The organism is Micromonospora sp. SYSU B005 (assembly GCF_055362685.1).
On record NZ_JAXCFU010000009.1, the window covers coordinates 216,578 to 235,108 of the forward strand.

Genomic DNA, 18,531 nt, shown 5'->3' on the forward strand with positions numbered 1-18,531 from the left:
TGGAATATAACGATGGTTCAGGTGTCTGAGGCTGTGCAGTGCGCCTCATCCGGGCCGTAGGCTGGCGGGATGCCCGGCTCGCCGTACACCGATCTGGACCGACCGCCGCTGTCGGCGGCCCGGCTGCGGCGCGCGCTGGTCGCGCCGCACGGGCCCTGGCGCCGCCTGGAACTGCTGGCCGAGACCGGCTCGACGAACGCCGACGCGGTGGCCGCGGCGCGCGCCGGCGAGCCGGAGGGCCTGGTGGTGGTCGCCGAGCGGCAGACCTCCGGCCGGGGCCGTCGGGGCCGCGTCTGGCAGTCGCCGCCGCGCGCCGGTCTCGCCACGAGCGTGCTGCTGCGGCCCGGCGAGGCGGACGCCGAGCGCGGCTGGACGCCGGTGCCGGTCACCGGGTACGGCTGGCTGCCGTTGCTCGCCGGTGTCGCGCTGGCCGAGGCGGTACGCCTGCTGGCCGAGCTGGACGCGCGGCTGAAGTGGCCGAACGACCTGCTGGTGGACGGCGCGAAGTGCGCCGGGGTGCTGGCCGAGGCGGTGCCGGGGGAGAACGACAGGCCGCCGGCGATCGTGGTCGGTGTCGGGCTGAACGTGACGCTGCGCGCCGACGAGCTGCCGGAGAACCCGACCGGGCTGCCGGCCACCTCGCTCCAGCTCGCGGGCGCCACCGCCACCGACCGGGATCCGCTGCTGCGGGCGCTGCTTCGCGCGCTCGCCGACTGGTACGAGCGCTGGCGTGACGCCGGCGGGGACGCGGAGGCCAGCGGGCTGCGCGAGGCGTACCTGGCCGGGTGCGCCACCGTCGGCCGCCAGGTGCGGGTGCTGCTGCCCGACGGCAGCGAGGCGCACGGCACCGCCACCGGCGTGGACGCCGACGGGCAGCTCCTGGTGGAGACGGGCGCCGAGACGCTGCGGCTGGCGGCAGGCGACGTGCTGCACCTGCGGTGAAGGAAGGGCCTCTGTCGACGAACCACGGGTAGCCGTCCGCGCGGCCGATGCCGGCCGGGCGCGCCGACCGGTTACGGTCAGCGCGTCCTGTTCTGCGAGGAGGTTCCCCCGTGGCGTTCCCCGAAGACGTGCTCACCGAGGACGAGCACGTCGTGTTGCACCTGCACCCGCACTGGAAGGCCCTGATCCGGCCGGTCCTGGTGCTCGTGCTCGCCGTCGCGGCGGTCGTCGCCGGCTGGCTCCTGCTGCCCGACGGCACCGGCGGCACGATCGCGCTCTACGCGATCGCCGTGGTCGCCCTGGCGCTGGTGCTGTGGCTGGGCCTGTGGCCGTTTCTGGTCTGGCGCACCACGCACTACCTGTTCACGAACGAGCGGGTGCTCCTCCAGCAGGGGGTGCTGTCGCGTAACCGGCGGGACCTGCCGCTGACCCGGATCAACGACCACGCCATGCACCAGCGTTTCGTGGAGCGGCTGCTCGGCTGCGGCACGCTGACCATCGAGTCGGCGGGTGAGCGCGGCCAGTCGGTGCTGCACGACGTGCCGGGCGTGGACAGGGTGCAGACGAAGCTCTACGAGCTGGTCGAGGCGCACCACGACAAGCACAGCCTGGGTGACGGCGAGATGCGCGAGATCCTGGCCGACATGAGCGAGGGGAAGTCCCTGCGCGAGCAGCCCTGACCCGTTGACGGAGAAGGCCGGCACCCCGGGTCAGGGGTGCCGGCCTTTCTCGTGGTTCAGCGGCGGGCGCGGCGGGGCTGGAGTTCCGCGGCGAGTTCGGCGTCCAGGTCGGCACCGAGCGCCCCACCGAGTCCGGCGTCCGCCGGTGCGGGGCGGCCACGCGGTGGCGGGAAGTCGGCCACCCGGCCGGTGCCCGGAGGCGGTTCCTCCTCCTCCAGCTCGCTGACCGACTCGGCCAGCTCGGCCACCGGGTCCATCTCGGCGACGTTGTCCCACTCGTCACGCGGCACCGAGTGCCAGGTCTCCTCGGCGTGCCTGGGGACGGGCTGGAAGACGAACGTCCGGTAGGACCAGAAGCGGAACAGCGTGGCCAGCAGGACACCGATGGTCTTGGCGACGTTCAGCGCGAGCAGGCCGTGGACGCCGAGGCCGTACTTGGCCAGGGCCAGGACGCCGAGCTCGATGAGCAGACCCGCGCCGTTGAAGAGGAAGAACAGGACGTATTCGCGCCGGAGTGCCGATTTCGGTCGATCACGGTACGTCCAGTGACGATTCATCAGATACGACGTGATCGTGGCGACAATCGTCGCGATCACTGTCGCCTTCAGCTGACCGTCACGGAAAACCGTGAGTGCCAGCGCATTGAACACCGCGTAATTGATGACGGTGTTGATGCCGCCGACGATGCCGAATTTGAGCGCCTCGTGGATGAACTTCTGCCAGCGCTCGGGCAGCAGACGGACTCCAGGCATGCGGAACACCTTAGGCAGTTGGCTGGGCCGGCTGGGCCCGGCGGGTCGGGATGGGCGGTTCGTCACGCCCCGGACTCTCGGTCGTGGCTCGTTGCCGGAACGGGAGGTGTTCCCGCCTCGACGAAGACGAACCGTCGGTACGACCAGAACCGGAAGAGTGTTCCCAGGCCGGTGCCGACGATGAAGCTGGCGAGGTTGTCGGCCAGGGGGGTCTGGAACACCGCGGGCCAGATCGCGCCGAGCCCGTAGTGGCTGATCGCCAGGCAGGCCACCGCGATGCCGAGGCCGACCGCGTTGAAGAAGAAGAACAGGGCGTACTCGCGGGCCGGGTTCGACCGCTGCCGGTGCCGCCACGTCCAGAACCGGTTGCCGAGGAAGGCGACTGTCGCGGCGATCACCGTGGAGATGGTCTTCGCGGCCAGCGGCGGCATGTCCCGGCCGCTGGACAGGTAGTTGAAGAGGACGAAGTCCACGACGAAGGCGAGCCCGCCGACGGTGGCGAACTTGCTCAGCTCGTGGATGAGATGACCGAAACGGTCGAGCAGTGCTCCGATCGGACCCCGGCGGGTCTGCGGAGCCCCCGGTTGGTCTCCGGTCATCGTCGCGGCCACCCGCCGAGAGTACCGGTTGTGCGGTAACCGGGCGGACTCCAACGGCGAGTCGGCCACGACGGCTTCGCCGCGGCCGTCTCGCGCGGGCCGCCCGGGTCGGAGAGGCGTCGCCCGTTCTCGATGTCCGTGAGCAGAGCGTAACGCGCTGTGCGAATCTGTGGAGCGCATCACGGAATCGTCTTTCGCGACATGTTCGTACGCTTCCCCGCGATCGGACGTCCGTGTCACTCCGGTGCCGGACCCGGCCGTCGAAGGTTCACCGCAGGATTTGCGTGAAACTGCGCGCGAAAGCGGGTATCAGATCGTGATGCCGCAGCGTGGCCGTACCTTGTGCAGTTCTTCACAACCAGTCCCACTGACTGACGAGGCAGTCCGGTTTACGCTGAGCCCAATCCCAGGTTTCCACGAGGCGGCGTACCAGCCCGCCGGAACTCGTGCACCCCATAGATCGGTCAGCGTCGACCACAAGGAGAAGTGACATGGTTGCTCCGGCTGCTGTTCGGGGAATCGATCAGGCCCCGACGTCCCACCCCAAGCTGCTGGCCTGGGTACGTGAGGTCGCGGAACTGACCACCCCCGACCGCGTGGTCTGGGTGGACGGGTCTGATGAGGAGTGGCGCCGCCTCACCGACGAACTCGTCGAGAACGGCACCCTGATCCGACTGAATCCCGAGAAGAAGCCCAACTCGTTCTACGCGCGTACCGACCCCACGGACGTCGCCCGGGTGGAGGAGCGCACCTTCATCTGCTCCGCCGACGAGGCGGACGCCGGCCCCACCAACAACTGGATGGCGCCGGCCGAGATGAAGCGGACGATGACGGAGCTGTACCGCGGCAGCATGCGCGGGCGCACCATGTACGTCATCCCGTTCTGCATGGGCCCGGTCGAGGCCGAGAGCCCCATGTTCGGCGTGGAGATCACCGACAGCCCGTACGTCGTCGCCTCGATGCGGATCATGACCCGGATGGGGTCTTCGGTCCTGGAGGCGATGGGCGACGACGCCGACTTCGTGCACGCGCTGCACTCCATCGGCGCCCCGCTCGCGCCGGGCGAGCAGGACGTGGCGTGGCCGTGCAACGAGACCAAGTACATCTCCCACTTCCCGGAGACCCGGGAGATCTGGTCGTACGGGTCCGGCTACGGCGGCAACTCGCTGCTCGGCAAGAAGTGCTACTCGCTGCGTATCGCCAGCGTGATGGGGCGCGACGAGGGCTGGCTGGCCGAGCACATGCTGATCCTCAAGATCACCTCGCCGGAGGGCAAGGTCTACCACATCGCGGGCGCCTTCCCGTCGGCCTGCGGCAAGACCAACCTCGCCATGCTGGAGCCGACCATCCCGGGCTGGAAGGTCGAGACCATCGGCGACGACATCGCCTGGATGCGGTTCGGCGCGGACGGCCGCCTCTACGCGGTCAACCCCGAGTACGGCCTGTTCGGCGTCGCGCCCGGCACCGACTGGAAGACCAACGCCAACGCCATGCGGACGCTGGACCGGGGCAACTCCATCTTCACCAACGTGGCGCTGACCGACGACGGCGACATCTGGTGGGAGGGCATGGGTGAGCCGCCGGCGCACCTGATCGACTGGAAGGGCAACGACTGGACGCCGGAGAGCGAGAACCTCTCCTCGCACGCGAACAGCCGTTTCTGCACGCCGATCACGCAGTGCCCGATCCTGGCCGACGACTACTACGACCCGAACGGCGTGCCGATCGACGCGATCCTGTTCGGTGGCCGCCGCCGGGACACCATCCCGCTGGTCACCGAGGCCCGCGACTGGGTGCACGGCGTCTACATGGGCGCCACGCTCTCCTCGGAGACGACCGCCGCCGCCTCCGGCGCGGTCGGCGTGGTCCGCCGCGACCCGATGGCCATGCTGCCGTTCATCGGCTACAACGCCGGCGACTACTTCCGGCACTGGATCGAGATGGGCAAGGGCGCGGACGGCGACGAGGCCAAGCTGCCCAAGATCTACTACGTGAACTGGTTCCGCAAGGACGCCGAGGGCAACTTCCTCTGGCCGGGCTTCGGCGAGAACTCCCGCGTGCTCAAGTGGGTCATCGAGCGGCTGGAGGGCCGGGCCGAGGCCGTGGAGACGCCGATCGGCATGGTGCCGGCGCAGGACGCGCTCGACGTCGAGGGTCTGGACATGACCCCGGAGGACGTCCGGATCGCCCTGAAGGTCGACGCGGACGAGTGGCGCAACGAGCTGCCGCTGGTCACCGAGTGGTTCGAGAAGTTCGGGGACAAGCTCCCCGGCGTGCTCTGGGCCGAGCTGGACGCGCTGCGCGCCCGGCTGGACGCGGAGCCGCAGAAGTAACAGGTGTGCCTGTTGCCCGCGCCGGGCAACATCGGATGCCATGAGGACGGCCGCTGAACCTGTCGAGGTCCGGCGGCCGTCCGCCGTCCGGGCGCTCACCACGCTGCTCGCCGTGACCGCGGCGGCCACCGTCGTGGTCGAGCTGCTCAACTACTGGTACGCCCCGGAGCAGGAGTTCGGTCTGGCCGTACGCACCGGCTGGGCGATGCTCCGGTCGCTCGGCTTCCTGCTGCTGATCGGCCACGTGAACAAGGGACGGGTGGGTGCCCGGCCGTTCGGGCTGATCCTGGCGGTGACCACGATCTTCGCGGTCGGGCGGCTGATCGTGCCCCGGCAAGGGGTGCCCGCGCTGCCCGGCCTGGTCGGGTTCGCCGTGCTCACCGCGCTCTGCGTCGCCGTCGTGGTGCTGCTCTACCGCTCCGAGGCGATCCGCGCCCATCTGGTTCGGCACCGCAAGGGTCTGGTCGTCGAGGGCGGGACGATCGCCTGGCGGGAGGTGGCGCCGAAGCGCCCGCAGGCGAACGGCTGGCTGCTCACCGCCCGCGTCGCGGCGTTCACCTACAGTCCGCTGATGCTCGTGCCCGCGCTGGTGGCGACGGGTGCCGTGCTGGACGGGCGGCTGGCCGCCGTACCGGCATTGATCTTCTGGTTCGGCGCCGGCATCGCGGTCAGCTACGCCGTGCTGTTCTGCACCGCCTTCCTGCTGCGTGACAAGGCGTGGGCGCGGAAGGGCCTGGTGGCCGTCACCCTCGGCGTACTCGCGATCGACCTGCCCCTGTGCTGGTGGCTGCTCGGCATCGACGGCCTGATCCGCGACGGCGCCCCCCTGGTGACGGCCGCCGCCCTGACCCTCTGGTCCCTGACCCGAGCCACCCGCACCCCCACCCCCACCCCACCCCGTTGATCATGAAGTTGGCGGCGATTTCGGCTCTCCGTTGATGCAGCCAACCTCATGATCGTCGCCCGGGGCGGGGTGCGGCGGGGCAGGATGAGGGGGTGTGGGACGTCGTGGTGGTGGGGGCGGGGCCCGCTGGGGCCGCCGCGGCGCTCGGCGCGCGGCGGGCCGGGGCGGCGCGGGTGCTGCTGCTCGACCGGTCCGACTTCCCGCGCGACAAGGCGTGCGGGGACGGCATCGCCGCGCACGCGCTGGACGTCCTCGCCGAGCTGGGCGTGACCGGCGCTGTCGACGGCTACGCGCCACTGCCCGCGCTGCGCCTCGTGGGGCCCGGTGGCGGCACCGTCGCCCGGACGCTGCCCCGGCCCGCGTACACGGTGCCCCGCGAGGTGTTCGACGCACGCCTGGTCGCGGCGGCGGTCGCCGCCGGTGCGGAGCTGCGGCGGCACACCGTACGCCGGGTGGAGATCGCCGCCGACCGGGTGCTGCTCGACGGCGAGCTGTCCGCGCGGGCGGTGGTCGGCGCGGACGGCGCCGGATCGGTGGTACGGCGCGCGCTCGGTCACCCGGTCAACCCGGACCGGCACCTGGCGCTCGCCATCCGGGGCTACGCGCCGGCGCCGGCCGGGCCGCCGGAACAGCTCATCGTGACCTCGGCGGCGCGCTGGCCCGCGTACGCCTGGGCCTTTCCGATCGGCGACGGTCGCGCGAACGTCGGGTACGGGGAGGTGCTGCGCGGCGAACCGCTCAGCCGCGCGCACCTGCTGGACCGGATGGCCGTGCTGCTCCCGGGCGTCGACCCGGCCACGGTGACCGGGCTGCGGGCGCACCACCTGCCGCTGTCCACCCACCGGCCGGCGCCCGGCCGCGGACGGGTGGTGCTGGCCGGGGACGCGCTGTCGCTGATCAACCCGTTCACCGGCGAGGGCATCTTCTACGCGCTGCGCTCCGGGGCGCTCGCCGGCGCGGCGGCGGCCGGCTCCCCGGCCGAGGCCGCCCGGGCGTACGCCGCCGCGCTGCGCGCCCGGCTCGGCACCCACCTGCGGCACAGCTCGGTGGCGGCGTGGCTGGCCCGGCGGCGCCGGGTGGTCGACGCGGTGGTCGGCGTGGCCCGGCGGGACGAACGCGTCTACCGCACCGTGGTGGAGCTGGGACTCGGCGACGGCCGGCTGGACGCGCGCACCCTGATGGCGATCGGGGCGGACCTGCCGCGACCGCGGCGGACCGTCTCACCGTCAGGTGATATGCCACCGAGACACTGATCTCTCCCGCGGGTCGCTACCCTGCAAGGTGATGACTCTGCGGAAACTCCTCTACTCCGTGTACGAGCGCCGGCTGACGGCGAAGCTCGCGGGCAAGCCCGTACCCGCACACGTCGGCGTGATGTGCGACGGCAACCGCAGATGGGCCCGGGAGATGGGCTTCGTCGACCCGAACGACGGCCACCGGATGGGCGCCGAACGGATCAAGGAGCTGCTCCGCTGGTGCGACGCGGCAGGCGTCGGGCACGTCACACTCTGGCTGCTCTCCACCGACAACCTCTCCCGCCCGGCCGCCGAGCTGGACCCGCTGCTCCAGATCATCGAGGACCTCACCACCGAGCTGGCCGAGGAGGGCAACCCCTGGCGGCTGCGGATGGTCGGCGCGCTCGACGTGCTGCCGGCGCAGCACGCCGCCGCGCTCAAGGCCGCCGAGGAACGCACCCGCGACCGCGACGGCGGGGCTCAGGTCAACATCGCGGTCGGGTACGGCGGGCGGCGCGAGATCGCCGACGCGGTCCGCTCGCTGCTGGTGGAGCACGCGGCGAACGGCGGCACGATCGAGGAGCTGGCCACCTCGATCAACGTCGACCACATCTCCGAGCACCTCTACACGAAGGGGCTGCCGGACCCGGATCTGATCATCCGGACCAGTGGCGAGCAGCGGCTCTCCGGCTTCATGCTCTGGCAGAGCGCGCACTCGGAGTTCTACTTCTGCGAACTGAACTGGCCCGACTTCCGCAAGGTCGACTTCCTGCGGGCCCTGCGCTCCTACGCCACCCGCCAGCGCCGCTTCGGCACCTGACCCACCCTCGCCCCCGCCCGCGCCGCCCCAGCCCCGCCGCCCCGCCCGCCCGCCTCGGCGATCTTGCACTTGCTGCCCCGACAAAGGGGGCATAAGCCGCGCCCTCGGGGCAGGAAGTGCAAGATCGCGGGGAAGAGACCGGGCCGCGCGGAGACCGGGGTCAGCGGAGGTGGGGCAGGGCTGAGGTGAGGAAGTCGGCCAGGGCGGCGGGGGAGTCCAGGGTCAGGTCGGCGGCGTCGGCCACCTCGTGACCGGTCTCCGGGTTGGCGACCGCGACGCAGACGCCGAGGAAGTCGGGATCGTCGGCGGCGCGGGCGCGCAGCGCGGTGAACGCCTTGATGTCGGAGACGTCGTCACCGAAGTACCAGGCGCCACCGGCGTCCCGGACCGTCTCGCCGATCACCATGCCCTTGTCCCGGTCGACCGGAGGCTTCAGTTCCAGCACCATCCGGCCCGGCTGGGCGCGCAGCCCCAGCCGCTCGGCCTGGGCCCGGCCCCACTCCTGCACCAGGTCGCCGAGCTGCGGGGCGGTACGCCAGTGCAGCGCGACGGAGAGCCGCTTGTACTCGACGAGCGCGCCGGGCGGCAGTTCGGCGCGGGCCTGCTCGGCCAGCTCCGACATGGTCGGCACCCACGGCAGGGCGGCCGGCTCGGTGACCGTCTCGCCGCCGGAGTGGCTGTGCTCCAGGCCGTAGAGCCCGTACAGGTCGATGCCGGTGAGGCCGCCGAGGTGGTCGCGGAGGAAGTCCACCGGGCGGGCGGAGACGATGGCGATCCGGCGGACGTGCGGGGCGAGCGCCTCCAGCGCGGTGAGCACGTTGGGCGCGGGCCGTACGGCCGTGGGATCGTCGTCGACGGGCGCCAGGGTGCCGTCGAAGTCGAAGAAGAGGACGACGTCACCCGCGCGGTCGGCGGTGGCACGCCAGGCGTGCTCCGCGTTCAACGGGGTCTTCGGCTGCTGGTTGCCCAGATTCAACGGCGGCACGCGCGTCAGCGTACCCCGCGCCGGGCGGCGTATTCGTGGCCGAGATGTGACGTCGGAACGACGTGGTGATCAGCGTTCGGCGGCTCCTCGTCCCCGGCGACCGAACGGCACCACGGCCGCCTCCTGCCCGTGGCTGAGCAGGTAGCCCTCCACGAAGCCGGTGTTGCGGTCGCCGGTGTGCGCCTCGATCTCGTTGAGCCGCGCCACCAGGAACTCGGTGAGCGCGCTGACCCGGTCGTTTAGCCGATCGTGCAGCTCGGCGACGACGGCGAGGATCACCGCGGTGCCGGCTGTGGTGAGCGCGAAGAGGTTGACGACCAGGGGAAGCTGCCCGCCGTCCAGTACGCCGACCACCACGTTGCCGGTCACGCACGATGTCAGCGACACCACCGCGACCACGACTGCCAACCATTTCAGGGTCATGGACAGACCCCTCCTTCTGTCCCGCAGGGCTGGGTTCGGCTGTGTCCCGTCCCCCCGCCGATGACGAGCCCCTAGCAGTACAAACGTGGACGCTAGCGGGTCCGATCCGTCCCCGCGGCGAAACGATCGGGTCCGACCTTCCGTTCTTTCGCCATCTGAGGAACTACCCGGCCTGTTTCCCCCTATTTCGGACACCGCCCGGCAGTGTCGGGCGATATGCGAGGTAACGAATGGTTTCTCGAATGTGGAACTTCTCCGCGTCGGACACGGTCGGGTCGACCAGCCGGCGCAGCAGCGCCTCCACGTCCGGGTCCATCGGGGGCGGGGCCGGCGCGGGACGCGGCCCGGCGGCCCGGTCCCAGCCGAGCGCGGTGAACGCGGCGGCCGGATCGAGCCCCAGCCCCTCGCAGAAGGCGACCACCCGCTCGGCCTCCGGGTCGCTGGCCCAGTCGCCGCGTACCCATCGGTTGATGGTCTGGCGGGAGACGCCGGTGCGCCGGGAGACCTCGGTGCCGCTCCAGGCCCGCAGCGCGCGGGCGTCGTCGAGCGCGCGCCGGACGAAGGTGGCGAACGCGATCTTCCGTGCGTTGGTCGTCTCGGTCACCCCGTGACGGTACGGCCAGTCGGTCCCGGGAGGGCGGCTCGGCACGCTGCTGTCACGCCGACGTGACGCTGATCGCGGATTTCCGGTAAACGATCCAGTGCTGCTCCTGAGGGGTGTCACCCGGGCAGAATAGATGGACGCCAGTACGGCGGCAAAGGCCTGAAAAGCTGATACTGTCACGCTCATGAGACAACTTACGTTGTGTCACGTGCTTGAGACGACGAGTGCTCACATGCGTCACTCCGCGGGTGCCGAGGGGGTCTCGTGACCGAACTCGCGACCCGTGCCCAGGCCTTCGGGCTGATCGCGGACGGAGTGTCCGCCGGGCTGAGCGCCCCCTGGCGTCTCTATCTCGCCCGCGGGTGCCGGTACCTCTCACTCAGCGTCGGCGACCGGGGGGAGTGGGACGCGTGGCGGACCCACCTCGGCTGCCCCGAGCTGAGCGTGCGGGTCTACGACTCCGGCGGCGAGATCCGCCGGGCGTCGGTGGCCGAGGTGATCCTCGACGGATGCCGGATCAGCGTCGAACTGGTCGAGGAGGTCAGCACCGACGACCTGGAACGGCTGCTGGTGGTCGACCCACTTACCGGGACGGACGAGCGATGACCCCCTTTCTCGCCGTGGTGCTCGTCCTCGTGCTCGGCTCCACCTGCTACGCGGCCGGCCGCCTGCACGGCCAGCTCAGCTACCGCATCGGCTACCGGTTCGGTTACCGCCAGGGCTACTTCGACGGCGACCGGGGCGCCTGGAACCGCCGCCGGCGCGACGCCCAGGCGGCCATCGCCTCCGCGCTGTCCGGTCCCGGTCCCACGGTGGTGACGTCGGCCGGGCGCTCGGCCGTGCCGTTCGCCGGCACCTCAGTACCCGCGGCGGTCGCCGCCCGGCCCGGCTCCGCCCCGGCCGTCCGTGTCACCGCCACCGGCCGGCTCGGCGCCGTCGGGCGGGTGGGCACCACGTACACCGGATCGTCGTTCGGCGCGGCCGGCGCCGGACCGCGGGCCGGCACGCTGGTGCGCCGCCAGGGCTGAGGCCCGCGCCGCGTCGCGGCGCCGCAGTGGACGACCGGCCGGGGTGCGCGCAGGGGGCATGCATCCCGGCCGGTTCCGGTCCGCCGGTCACTCGAACGGGTGTACGTCCGGCGAAGACCGGACGATGATCCACGCGCGCCTCTAGCCCCGCGGCCCCGGTGCGATTAGCGTCTAGGCATGGCACGGGGTTTTCCCGGGCCAGCCGGACAGCCCGGACCTGCGTCCTCGCGCACGGGGCCCGCATCCGACCCCGTGTCCTCCGGGCACCGGAAGAGGCGGAACTCGGGTGGCCGGGTGCCCATCCGCGGAGCAGGCCTGTGACCACTCGCCGTACCCCCGCCGGAGCCGAGCAGACCCCGGCCTCGACCGCCCCGACCCGCCGGACCACCCGCAGCCGCCGCGGCGCCGCCGCCGAGGCCGAGGAGCCCCGACCAGCAGGCCAGGCCTTCGTCCTGGACACCTCGGTCCTGCTGTCCGACCCGGCCGCCTTCCACCGCTTCGCCGAGCACGAGGTGGTGTTGCCGCTGGTGGTGATCTCCGAGTTGGAGGGCAAGCGACACCACCCCGAGCTGGGCTGGTTCGCCCGCCAGTCGCTGCGCATGCTGGACGAGCTGCGCGTGCGGCACGGCCGGCTGGACCGCCCGGTGCCCGCCAACGACCAGGGCGGCACGCTGCGGGTGGAGCTGAACCACACCGACGACGGGGTGCTGCCGCCCGGCTTCCGCAACGAGTCGAACGACGCGCGCATCCTGTCCGTGGCGCTCAACCTGGCCGCCGAGGGGCGTGAGGTCACGCTCGTCAGCAAGGACATGCCGCTGCGGGTGAAGGCGGCCTCGGTGGGCCTGCGCGCCGACGAGTACCGGCACGGCCAGGCCAGCGATCCGACCTGGACCGGGATGGCCGAGCTGGACCTGGCCGAGGAGGAGATCGGCCGGCTGTACGCGGGCGAGGCGCTCGACGTCGACGCCGCGGCGGGCCTGCCCTGCCACACCGGTCTGGTGCTGCACTCGGGGCGGGGCTCGGCGCTGGGGCGGGTGCTGCCGGACAAGACGATCCGGCTGGTTCGGGGCGACCGGGAGGCGTTCGGCGTGCACGGGCGCTCGGCGGAGCAGCGGATCGCGCTCGACCTGCTGCTGGACGAGTCCATCGGCATCGTGTCGCTCGGCGGGCGGGCCGGCACCGGCAAGTCCGCGCTGGCGCTCTGCGCCGGCCTGGAGGCGGTGATGGAGCGTCGCCGGCACAAGAAGGTGATCGTGTTCCGTCCCCTGTACGCGGTCGGCGGCCAGGAACTCGGCTACCTGCCCGGGTCGGAGTCGGAGAAGATGTCGCCGTGGGCGCAGGCCGTCTTCGACACGCTCGGCTCGGTGGTGCACGAGAACGTGCTGGAGGAGGTCACCTCGCGCGGGCTGCTGGAGGTGCTGCCGCTGACCCACATCCGCGGCCGGAGCCTGCACGACGCGTTCGTCATCGTGGACGAGGCGCAGTCGCTGGAGCGGGGCGTGCTGCTCACCGTGCTGTCCCGGATCGGTCAGGGGTCGCGGGTGGTGCTTACCCACGACGTGGCCCAGCGGGACAATCTGCGGGTCGGCCGGCACGACGGGGTGACGGCGGTGATCGAGGCGCTGAAGGGGCATCCCCTCTTCGCGCACGTCACGCTCAGCCGATCGGAGCGTTCTCCGATCGCCGCTATGGTCACCGATCTACTGGAGGACATCCCCGGCTGACTGCCGCCTTTGCCCTACTTTGTCCGCATTTTCAGGGTGACGCAGATCACTTTTAGGCCCGGCCATTTCCCACCGGCCTCACTGTGCGCAATGGTGTCCATCGAGCGTCACCTACCACTCGGGAGCCGGACACGGCCCGGAGTCACACCGGTACCGGTGCGCTCACGGCACCCGGCGTGACCCGACCCGGCCATGCGCGTGCCGTGTCCCTGCCCCCGACGAAGGGAAACTTCGTGAGTCGGCTCTGGAGCCGGTTCGGCGCCCGTACGGCCGCTGTCGCGCTGCTCTCCGTGGGCGTCGCCGGCGGCTTCTATCTGGGTGAGGACCGACAGACCCAGCAGCAGGGCCTGACCGCGCAGGTCGGCCTGGAGGTCGACCAGGCGGAGTACGCGTACCAGCGCGACCGGCTGTCCGACCACCGCGTGGACTCGTCCCGGCAGCGCGCCGCCGAGTACCAGGCGAAGCTGCGTGCCGCCGCGGCGGCGAAGGAGGCCGCCGAGCGGGCCAGGAAGGCCGAGGCGGCCGCCGCCACCCGCAAGAAGGAGCGGGCCGCAGCGGAGGAGGAGGAGACGAAGATCAAGCCGTACGACGGCCCGATCCCGTCCTCGTGCGCGGAGTACAGCGGCAACCGGAAGATCGGTTGCGCCGTCATGCTCGACAAGGGCTTCGGCATCGACCAGTTCCCCTGCCTGGACAAGCTGTGGACCAAGGAGAGCGGCTGGAACCCGAAGGCTTCCAACAGCTCGTCCGGGGCGTACGGGATCCCGCAGGCGGTGCCGGGCAGCAAGATGGCCTCGGTGGCCGACGACTGGAAGACCAACCCGGCGACCCAGATCACGTGGGGTCTCGGCTACATCAAGGGCCGGTACGACACCCCCTGCGGCGCCTGGCAGAAGTCGCAGAGTTCGGGCTGGTACTGACATCACGACGACGGCGGGACACGCGGGGAGACCCGGTGTCCCGCCTTCGTCGTACCGGCCCTCGACTGGCGGCCTGCCACTTTTGCTGATAGCTCTTGGTAGGTGACCTGGCACGGCGGCCCCAGCGGCGACCCCTACCGGTTCGGCACCGACGCGTTCTACGCGGCGCTCGGCCGGGCCTTCGTCGCCATGTGCGCGGTCGTGCCGGTGCTGTTCCTCATCGAGGCGCTCGACGTCGGCCTGCGACTCGGCCTGGACTACACCGCCGGCATCATCCCGCAGCGGCTCCAGGGCCTGGACGGCGTCTTCTTCTCACCGTTCCTGCACGCCGGCTGGAACCACCTCTACAGCAACAGCATCCCGCTGATCCTGCTCGGCACGTTCGTGCTCGCCGCGGGCACCCGCCGGTTCCTCTGGTCCACCGCCGTCATCATCCTGGTCAGCGGCCTGGGCGTCTGGTTCACCGGCTCACCCAACTCGGTGGTGGTCGGCGCCAGCGGAGTCATCTTCGGCTACCTCGGCATCCTGCTCACCCGGGGCGTGGTGGAGCGGAGCTGGTGGAACTTCGCCGTCGGCCTGCTGGTCGGGTTGCTCTACGGCTGGCAGCTGCTCGGCATCCTGCCCACCGACGAGCGCATCTCCTGGCAGGGTCACCTGTTCGGGCTGCTCGGCGGCGTGGTCGCGGCGATCCTGTTCCGCCGCCGCAACGACACCGGCGAATCCGACCGCCTCGGCTCACCCAGGATGACGCTGCCCTGACGGCGCGTTGATCGAAGCGCGGGACATGCTTGCCCGGGGCCACCCGCCCGCCTACCGTTTCGGCATCAGCACGGGGTGATCCGAAGCGGAAAGTGACGGTACGCCATGCGCGAGGTCGATGTCGCCGTGATCGGGGCCGGTCCCGCCGGGCTCTTCGCCGCCTACTACGCCGGTTTCCGCGGACTCTCCGTGTCGGTGATCGACGCGCTGCCCGAGCCGGGCGGCCAGGTCACCGCGATGTACCCGGAGAAGCTGATCCTCGACGTCGCCGGCTTTCCCGCGATCAAGGGCCGTGAGCTGGTCACGAACCTGGTCGCCCAGGCCGCGCCGTTCCACCCCGACTACCGGCTCGGCGTACGCGCGGAGAAGCTGTCCTACCTCGACGGCCGGCCGGTGCTCGGCCTGGCCGGGGGCGAGCAGCTCACCTGCGGCGCGGTGCTGGTCACCGGCGGGCTCGGCAGCTTCACGCCCCGGCCGCTGCCGGTCGCGGAGAGCTTCACCGGCGGCGGCATCGTCTACTTCGTGCCGCAGCCCACCGAGCTGACCGACCGGCACGTGCTCATCGTCGGCGGCGGCGACTCGGCGTTCGACTGGGCCGCCACGCTCGCCCCGCTGGCCCGGTCGGTGACGCTGGTGCACCGGCGGGACCGCTTCCGGGCGCACGCCGCCACCATCGATCGTGTCCGCGCGCTGCCGGTGCGGATCGTGGTGAACGCCGAGGTGAGCCGGCTGTACGGCGAGGAGACGGTCACCGGCGCCGAGCTGACCGTACGCGGCGGCGAGGCGGAGACGCTGCCGGTGGACACCGTGGTGGCCGCGCTCGGCTTCACCGCCGACCTCGGCCCGCTCGCCGAGTGGGGGCTGAACATCGACCGGCGGCACATCGTGGTGGACAGCGCGATGGCCACCAACCTGCCCCGGGTGTTCGCGGCCGGGGACATCACCGAGTACCCGGGCAAGGTCCGCCTGATCGCCACCGGCTTCGGCGAGGCCGCCACCGCCGTGAACAACGCGGCTGTCGTCATCGACCCGACCGCGCACCTGTTCCCCGGTCACTCCTCCGACGGCACCTGACGCCGATCGGCGTCAGGGCAGGCCGACCAGGTCCGCCATCAGGCCGATCTGGTGGTCGAAGTACTCGTCGCGGTGCGGTAGCGCCCGGTTGATCCGGCCGAACAGCTCGAAGCTGATCAGCCCGAACAGTTGGGTCCAGCCGGCCATGCCGCGCGCCAGCAGCGCGGGCGGCACGTCCATGCCGAGCAGCCCGACCAGTTCGGCCACGTCGCCGCGGAGCGGCTCGGGCAGTTCCTCGTCGGGCGGGGCGAGCCGGCCGGAGGCCAGGCCGTCGCGCAGGATGCCGACCAGGGTCACCGGTGGGCGCTGGGCCGGCGCGACGGTGTCGTCCGGGGCCGCGTACCCGGGCACCGGGCTGCCGTAGAGCAGCGCGTACTCGGCGGGGTGGGCCAGCGCCCACGTACGGGCGGCGCGGCAGGCGGCGAGCCACCGTCCGCGCAGGTCGGCCTGGTCGGCGGCGGCGTCGGCCGCCTCCACCGCGTCGCCGAGCGCGTCGTACGCCTCCAGGATCAGCGCGGTGAGCAGGTCGTCGCGGCTGGGGAAGTAGCGGTAGATCGCCGAGGAGACCATGCCGAGGTCGCGGGCGACAGCGCGCAGGGAGAGGTTCGCGCCGTCGGTGTCCAGGTGGCGGCGGGCGACCGTCTTGATCTCTTCGATCATCCCGGCGCGGACCCGGGCGCGGAGCGAGGGAGCGACCATGCCGTCACTCTGCCACGGATGAGAGCAGCAATCAAAAGAGAGAGCACTGCTCTTGACGCGGGCTGCTCGCATGAGTCATGCTCTGTTTCGAGAGCGGTGCTCTCGCTTCGAACAACTGCTTCAGTGAAGGTGGACCTGTCATGGCACTGCACGTGATCGTCGGCGCCGGCCCCGTCGGCACCGCCACCGCCCGCCTCCTCGCCGAGCGCGGCGAGCGCGTGCGCGTGGTCACCCGGCGCGGCACCGGCCCCGAGCACCAGGCGATCGAGCGGGTGGCCGCCGACGCCGCCGACGCGGACCGGCTCGCCGCGCTCACCGAGGGCGCGGCCGCGCTCTACAACTGCGCCAACCCGGAGTACCACAGGTGGCGGACGGACTGGCCGCCGCTCGCCGCCGCCCTGCTCACCGCCGCCGAGCGCAGCGGCGCCGTGCTCACCACAGTCGGCAACCTCTACGGGTACGGCCCGGTCGACGCCCCGATGACCGAGGCGACCCCGCTCGCCGCCACCGGCGTCAAGGGCCGGGTCCGCAACCGGATGTGGGCCGACGCCCTGGCCGCCCACCGCGCCGGCCGGGCCCGGGTCACCGAGGTACGCGGCTCCGACTACATCGGCCTCGGCGGCAACTCGCTGCCCATGATGGTGCTGCCCAAGGTGCTCGCCGGGCAGCGGGTGTTCCTGCCGGTGGCCTGGGACGCCCCGCACACCTGGACGTACGTGGGCGACGTCGCCCGTACCCTCGTCGCCGCCGCCACCGACCCGCGGGCCTGGGGCCGGGCCTGGCACGTGCCGAGCGCGCCCCCGATGTCCATGCGGGCGCTCGCCGACCGGGCGGCGGAGCGGGCCGGGGCGCCGGCGCCCCGGCTGACCCGGATGCCCTACCCGGTGCTCTGGCTCGGTGGCCTGGCCGACCCGTTCGCCCGGGAGATGCGGGAGACCGCGCACCAGTTCGCCGGGCCGTTCGTGATGGACTCCACCGCCGCGAGCGAGACGTTCGGGATCGACGGGACGCCGCTGGACCGGGTCGTCGACGAGATGGTCACCGGCCTGCGTGCCGCCGCGCCCGCCGCCGCCCGCTAGGGGCGGCGGGCCGGGCCGAGGGCGGCGACGAGCACGGCGACCATGGTCAGCGCCGCACCGAGCAGCGTGTCCAGCCCGGGGTGCGAGGCGGCGGTCGGCAGCACGAGGTCCAGCAGTACCGCGCCGACGATCTGCCCGGCGATCGTGGCCAGACCGAGCAGCAGCACCCCGGTGAACCGGACGAGGGCGGCGGCCAGCGCGATGAACACGATGCCGATCGGACCGCCGAGATAGAGCCACGGCTCGCTCGGGAACGCGCCCGCCGGCCGGCCGCGTACCGCCAGGTCCACCGCGAGAGTGACGAGCAGCGCCGCCGTGCCGACGGTGAAGTTGACGAGCGTGGCGGTCATGGCGCTGCCCGCCGCCGCCCGGACCCGCCCGTTGACCGCCTGCTGCCAGGCGATGCCCACCCCGGCCGCCAGCGGCAGCAGGGCCAGCGCCAGCGCGTCCGGGTCACCGAGCCGGTCGCCCACCGCCAGCAGGACGGCGAGCACGGTGAGCACCGCGCCGATCAGCCGGTTCGGGGTGACCGGCTGCGGGCCGGTCGGACCGATGCCGGCCCGGTCGACGAACAGGCTGCTGCCGGACTGCCCGGCCACCACCGCGACGGTGAAGACCGCCACGCCGAGCGCGCCGATGGTCAGCCCCTGCGTCGCCACCAGGAACGCGCCGCACACACCGCCCAGGCACTGCCACGGCCGCAGCGTGCCCGCGCGCAGCGCGCCGCGCAGGGCGGACATTCCCCGCCGGCCACCGGGGGTGGCGGGGACCAGCACCAGCAGGATCAGCAGACCCACACCGAACGAGACCACCGCCGCGGCGATCCCGTCGGCCAGGCGTACGCCCAGCTCGCCGTTGATCCGGGACTGGACGGCGACCATCACGCCCGAGGCGGTGGCCAACCCGACACCGGCGACACGTCGCCCGGCCGACAGCGTCGGGGGTGCCGATGGTGCCGCCGTCCCGGCCCT

Annotated in this window: 20 protein-coding genes; 13 read left to right on the forward strand and 7 right to left on the reverse strand. The window is 72.1% G+C overall.

Translation table 11 applies throughout. From position 1 onward, the window contains the following. Positions 1–69 precede the first annotated feature (69 nt). Together SM452_RS21505 and SM452_RS21510 are read left to right on the forward strand one after the other, a co-directional pair. A complete protein-coding gene (locus SM452_RS21505; protein WP_463840554.1) occupies positions 70–942 on the forward strand; it encodes a biotin--[acetyl-CoA-carboxylase] ligase in 873 nt (290 codons plus the stop codon). 110 nt (positions 943–1,052) lie between these two features. Continuing rightward, positions 1,053–1,622: a PH domain-containing protein gene (locus tag SM452_RS21510; RefSeq protein WP_262012548.1), complete on the forward strand. Its 570-nt coding sequence runs from the start codon at positions 1,053–1,055 to the stop codon at positions 1,620–1,622. Between the two features lie 56 nt (positions 1,623–1,678). Here SM452_RS21510 and SM452_RS21515 read toward each other — a convergent pair whose 3' ends face one another. Both SM452_RS21515 and SM452_RS21520 read right to left on the reverse strand, forming a co-directional pair. Further along, positions 1,679–2,374 (reverse strand): GtrA family protein, encoded by a 696-nt coding sequence (locus SM452_RS21515; protein ID WP_463840555.1) that lies wholly within the window; start codon positions 2,372–2,374, stop codon positions 1,679–1,681. Positions 2,375–2,436: 62 nt separating this feature from the next. Further along, a complete protein-coding gene (locus tag SM452_RS21520; RefSeq protein ID WP_194798954.1) occupies positions 2,437–2,973 on the reverse strand; it encodes a GtrA family protein in 537 nt (178 codons plus the stop codon). Positions 2,974–3,464: 491 nt separating this feature from the next. Here SM452_RS21520 and SM452_RS21525 point away from each other — a divergent pair, with 491 nt between their 5' ends. The 4 genes from SM452_RS21525 (at position 3,465) to SM452_RS21540 (ending at position 8,265) form a co-directional block, all read left to right on the forward strand. Then, positions 3,465–5,306 (forward strand): phosphoenolpyruvate carboxykinase (GTP), encoded by a 1,842-nt coding sequence (locus SM452_RS21525; RefSeq protein WP_402809726.1) that lies wholly within the window; start codon positions 3,465–3,467, stop codon positions 5,304–5,306. 40 nt (positions 5,307–5,346) lie between these two features. Beyond that, a complete protein-coding gene (locus SM452_RS21530) occupies positions 5,347–6,210 on the forward strand; it encodes a hypothetical protein (RefSeq protein ID WP_357207910.1) in 864 nt (287 codons plus the stop codon). A 92-nt stretch (positions 6,211–6,302) separates the two neighbouring features. Beyond that, positions 6,303–7,463: a geranylgeranyl reductase family protein gene (locus tag SM452_RS21535; protein WP_355506673.1), complete on the forward strand. Its 1,161-nt coding sequence runs from the start codon at positions 6,303–6,305 to the stop codon at positions 7,461–7,463. 31 nt (positions 7,464–7,494) lie between these two features. Continuing rightward, positions 7,495–8,265, forward strand: a complete 771-nt coding sequence (locus SM452_RS21540) for an isoprenyl transferase (RefSeq protein WP_013284060.1) — start codon at positions 7,495–7,497, stop codon at positions 8,263–8,265. Positions 8,266–8,425: 160 nt separating this feature from the next. Here SM452_RS21540 and otsB read toward each other — a convergent pair whose 3' ends face one another. The 3 genes from otsB to SM452_RS21555 form a co-directional block, all read right to left on the reverse strand. After that, positions 8,426–9,250: a trehalose-phosphatase gene (gene otsB / locus SM452_RS21545; RefSeq protein WP_463840556.1), complete on the reverse strand. Its 825-nt coding sequence runs from the start codon at positions 9,248–9,250 to the stop codon at positions 8,426–8,428. Between the two features lie 69 nt (positions 9,251–9,319). After that, positions 9,320–9,673, reverse strand: a complete 354-nt coding sequence (locus SM452_RS21550; protein WP_013284062.1) for a hypothetical protein — start codon at positions 9,671–9,673, stop codon at positions 9,320–9,322. 163 nt (positions 9,674–9,836) lie between these two features. After that, positions 9,837–10,277, reverse strand: a complete 441-nt coding sequence (locus SM452_RS21555; RefSeq protein ID WP_355506670.1) for a helix-turn-helix domain-containing protein — start codon at positions 10,275–10,277, stop codon at positions 9,837–9,839. A gap of 264 nt (positions 10,278–10,541) precedes the next feature. Between SM452_RS21555 and SM452_RS21560 the strand changes: the two genes are divergently transcribed. The 6 genes from SM452_RS21560 (at position 10,542) to SM452_RS21585 (ending at position 15,782) form a co-directional block, all read left to right on the forward strand. Continuing rightward, positions 10,542–10,883 (forward strand): hypothetical protein, encoded by a 342-nt coding sequence (locus tag SM452_RS21560; protein WP_262012540.1) that lies wholly within the window; start codon positions 10,542–10,544, stop codon positions 10,881–10,883. Then, the gene (locus SM452_RS21565; protein ID WP_120571626.1) at positions 10,880–11,305 is read left to right on the forward strand and encodes a hypothetical protein; all 426 of its coding nucleotides are present in this window, start codon (positions 10,880–10,882) and stop codon (positions 11,303–11,305) included. The genes SM452_RS21560 and SM452_RS21565 overlap by 4 nt, the downstream gene beginning before the upstream one ends. A 317-nt stretch (positions 11,306–11,622) precedes the next feature. Beyond that, the gene (locus SM452_RS21570) at positions 11,623–13,029 is read left to right on the forward strand and encodes a PhoH family protein (protein ID WP_355506667.1); all 1,407 of its coding nucleotides are present in this window, start codon (positions 11,623–11,625) and stop codon (positions 13,027–13,029) included. Positions 13,030–13,262: 233 nt separating this feature from the next. Next, a complete protein-coding gene (locus SM452_RS21575) occupies positions 13,263–13,949 on the forward strand; it encodes an aggregation-promoting factor C-terminal-like domain-containing protein (RefSeq protein ID WP_262012538.1) in 687 nt (228 codons plus the stop codon). 102 nt (positions 13,950–14,051) lie between these two features. Next, a complete protein-coding gene (locus SM452_RS21580; protein ID WP_013284068.1) occupies positions 14,052–14,708 on the forward strand; it encodes a rhomboid family intramembrane serine protease in 657 nt (218 codons plus the stop codon). Between the two features lie 105 nt (positions 14,709–14,813). Then, positions 14,814–15,782, forward strand: coding sequence for an NAD(P)/FAD-dependent oxidoreductase (locus tag SM452_RS21585; protein ID WP_463840557.1), 969 nt, complete (start codon positions 14,814–14,816; stop codon positions 15,780–15,782). 12 nt (positions 15,783–15,794) lie between these two features. Here the strand turns inward: SM452_RS21585 and SM452_RS21590 are convergent, their stop codons facing one another. Continuing rightward, the gene (locus SM452_RS21590; protein ID WP_135243339.1) at positions 15,795–16,481 is read right to left on the reverse strand and encodes a TetR/AcrR family transcriptional regulator; all 687 of its coding nucleotides are present in this window, start codon (positions 16,479–16,481) and stop codon (positions 15,795–15,797) included. 140 nt (positions 16,482–16,621) lie between these two features. On the opposite strand from SM452_RS21590, the gene SM452_RS21595 reads away from it, so the two are divergent. Beyond that, positions 16,622–17,560, forward strand: a complete 939-nt coding sequence (locus tag SM452_RS21595; protein WP_463840558.1) for an NAD-dependent epimerase/dehydratase family protein — start codon at positions 16,622–16,624, stop codon at positions 17,558–17,560. Here SM452_RS21595 and SM452_RS21600 read toward each other — a convergent pair. Next, positions 17,557–18,441, reverse strand: a complete 885-nt coding sequence (locus SM452_RS21600) for a DMT family transporter (RefSeq protein WP_463840567.1) — start codon at positions 18,439–18,441, stop codon at positions 17,557–17,559. The genes SM452_RS21595 and SM452_RS21600 overlap by 4 nt on opposite strands. Positions 18,442–18,531 lie beyond the last annotated feature (90 nt).

Excerpts from the sequence above, each read along its gene's own strand:
- SM452_RS21530 (WP_357207910.1), top strand. The coding sequence starts at position 5,347 with ATGAGGACGGCCGCTGAACCTGTCGAGGTCCGGCGGCCGTCCGCCGTC.
- SM452_RS21540 (WP_013284060.1), top strand. The coding sequence starts at position 7,495 with ATGACTCTGCGGAAACTCCTCTACTCCGTGTACGAGCGCCGGCTGACG.
- SM452_RS21585 (WP_463840557.1), top strand. The coding sequence starts at position 14,814 with ATGCGCGAGGTCGATGTCGCCGTGATCGGGGCCGGTCCCGCCGGGCTC.
- SM452_RS21515 (WP_463840555.1), bottom strand. The coding sequence starts at position 2,374 with ATGCCTGGAGTCCGTCTGCTGCCCGAGCGCTGGCAGAAGTTCATCCAC.
- SM452_RS21600 (WP_463840567.1), bottom strand. The coding sequence starts at position 18,441 with ATGGTCGCCGTCCAGTCCCGGATCAACGGCGAGCTGGGCGTACGCCTG.
- SM452_RS21550 (WP_013284062.1), bottom strand. The coding sequence starts at position 9,673 with ATGACCCTGAAATGGTTGGCAGTCGTGGTCGCGGTGGTGTCGCTGACA.
- SM452_RS21595 (WP_463840558.1), top strand. The coding sequence starts at position 16,622 with ATGGCACTGCACGTGATCGTCGGCGCCGGCCCCGTCGGCACCGCCACC.
- SM452_RS21520 (WP_194798954.1), bottom strand. The coding sequence starts at position 2,973 with ATGACCGGAGACCAACCGGGGGCTCCGCAGACCCGCCGGGGTCCGATC.
- SM452_RS21565 (WP_120571626.1), top strand. The coding sequence starts at position 10,880 with ATGACCCCCTTTCTCGCCGTGGTGCTCGTCCTCGTGCTCGGCTCCACC.
- SM452_RS21525 (WP_402809726.1), top strand. The coding sequence starts at position 3,465 with ATGGTTGCTCCGGCTGCTGTTCGGGGAATCGATCAGGCCCCGACGTCC.
- SM452_RS21505 (WP_463840554.1), top strand. The coding sequence starts at position 70 with ATGCCCGGCTCGCCGTACACCGATCTGGACCGACCGCCGCTGTCGGCG.
- SM452_RS21590 (WP_135243339.1), bottom strand. The coding sequence starts at position 16,481 with ATGGTCGCTCCCTCGCTCCGCGCCCGGGTCCGCGCCGGGATGATCGAA.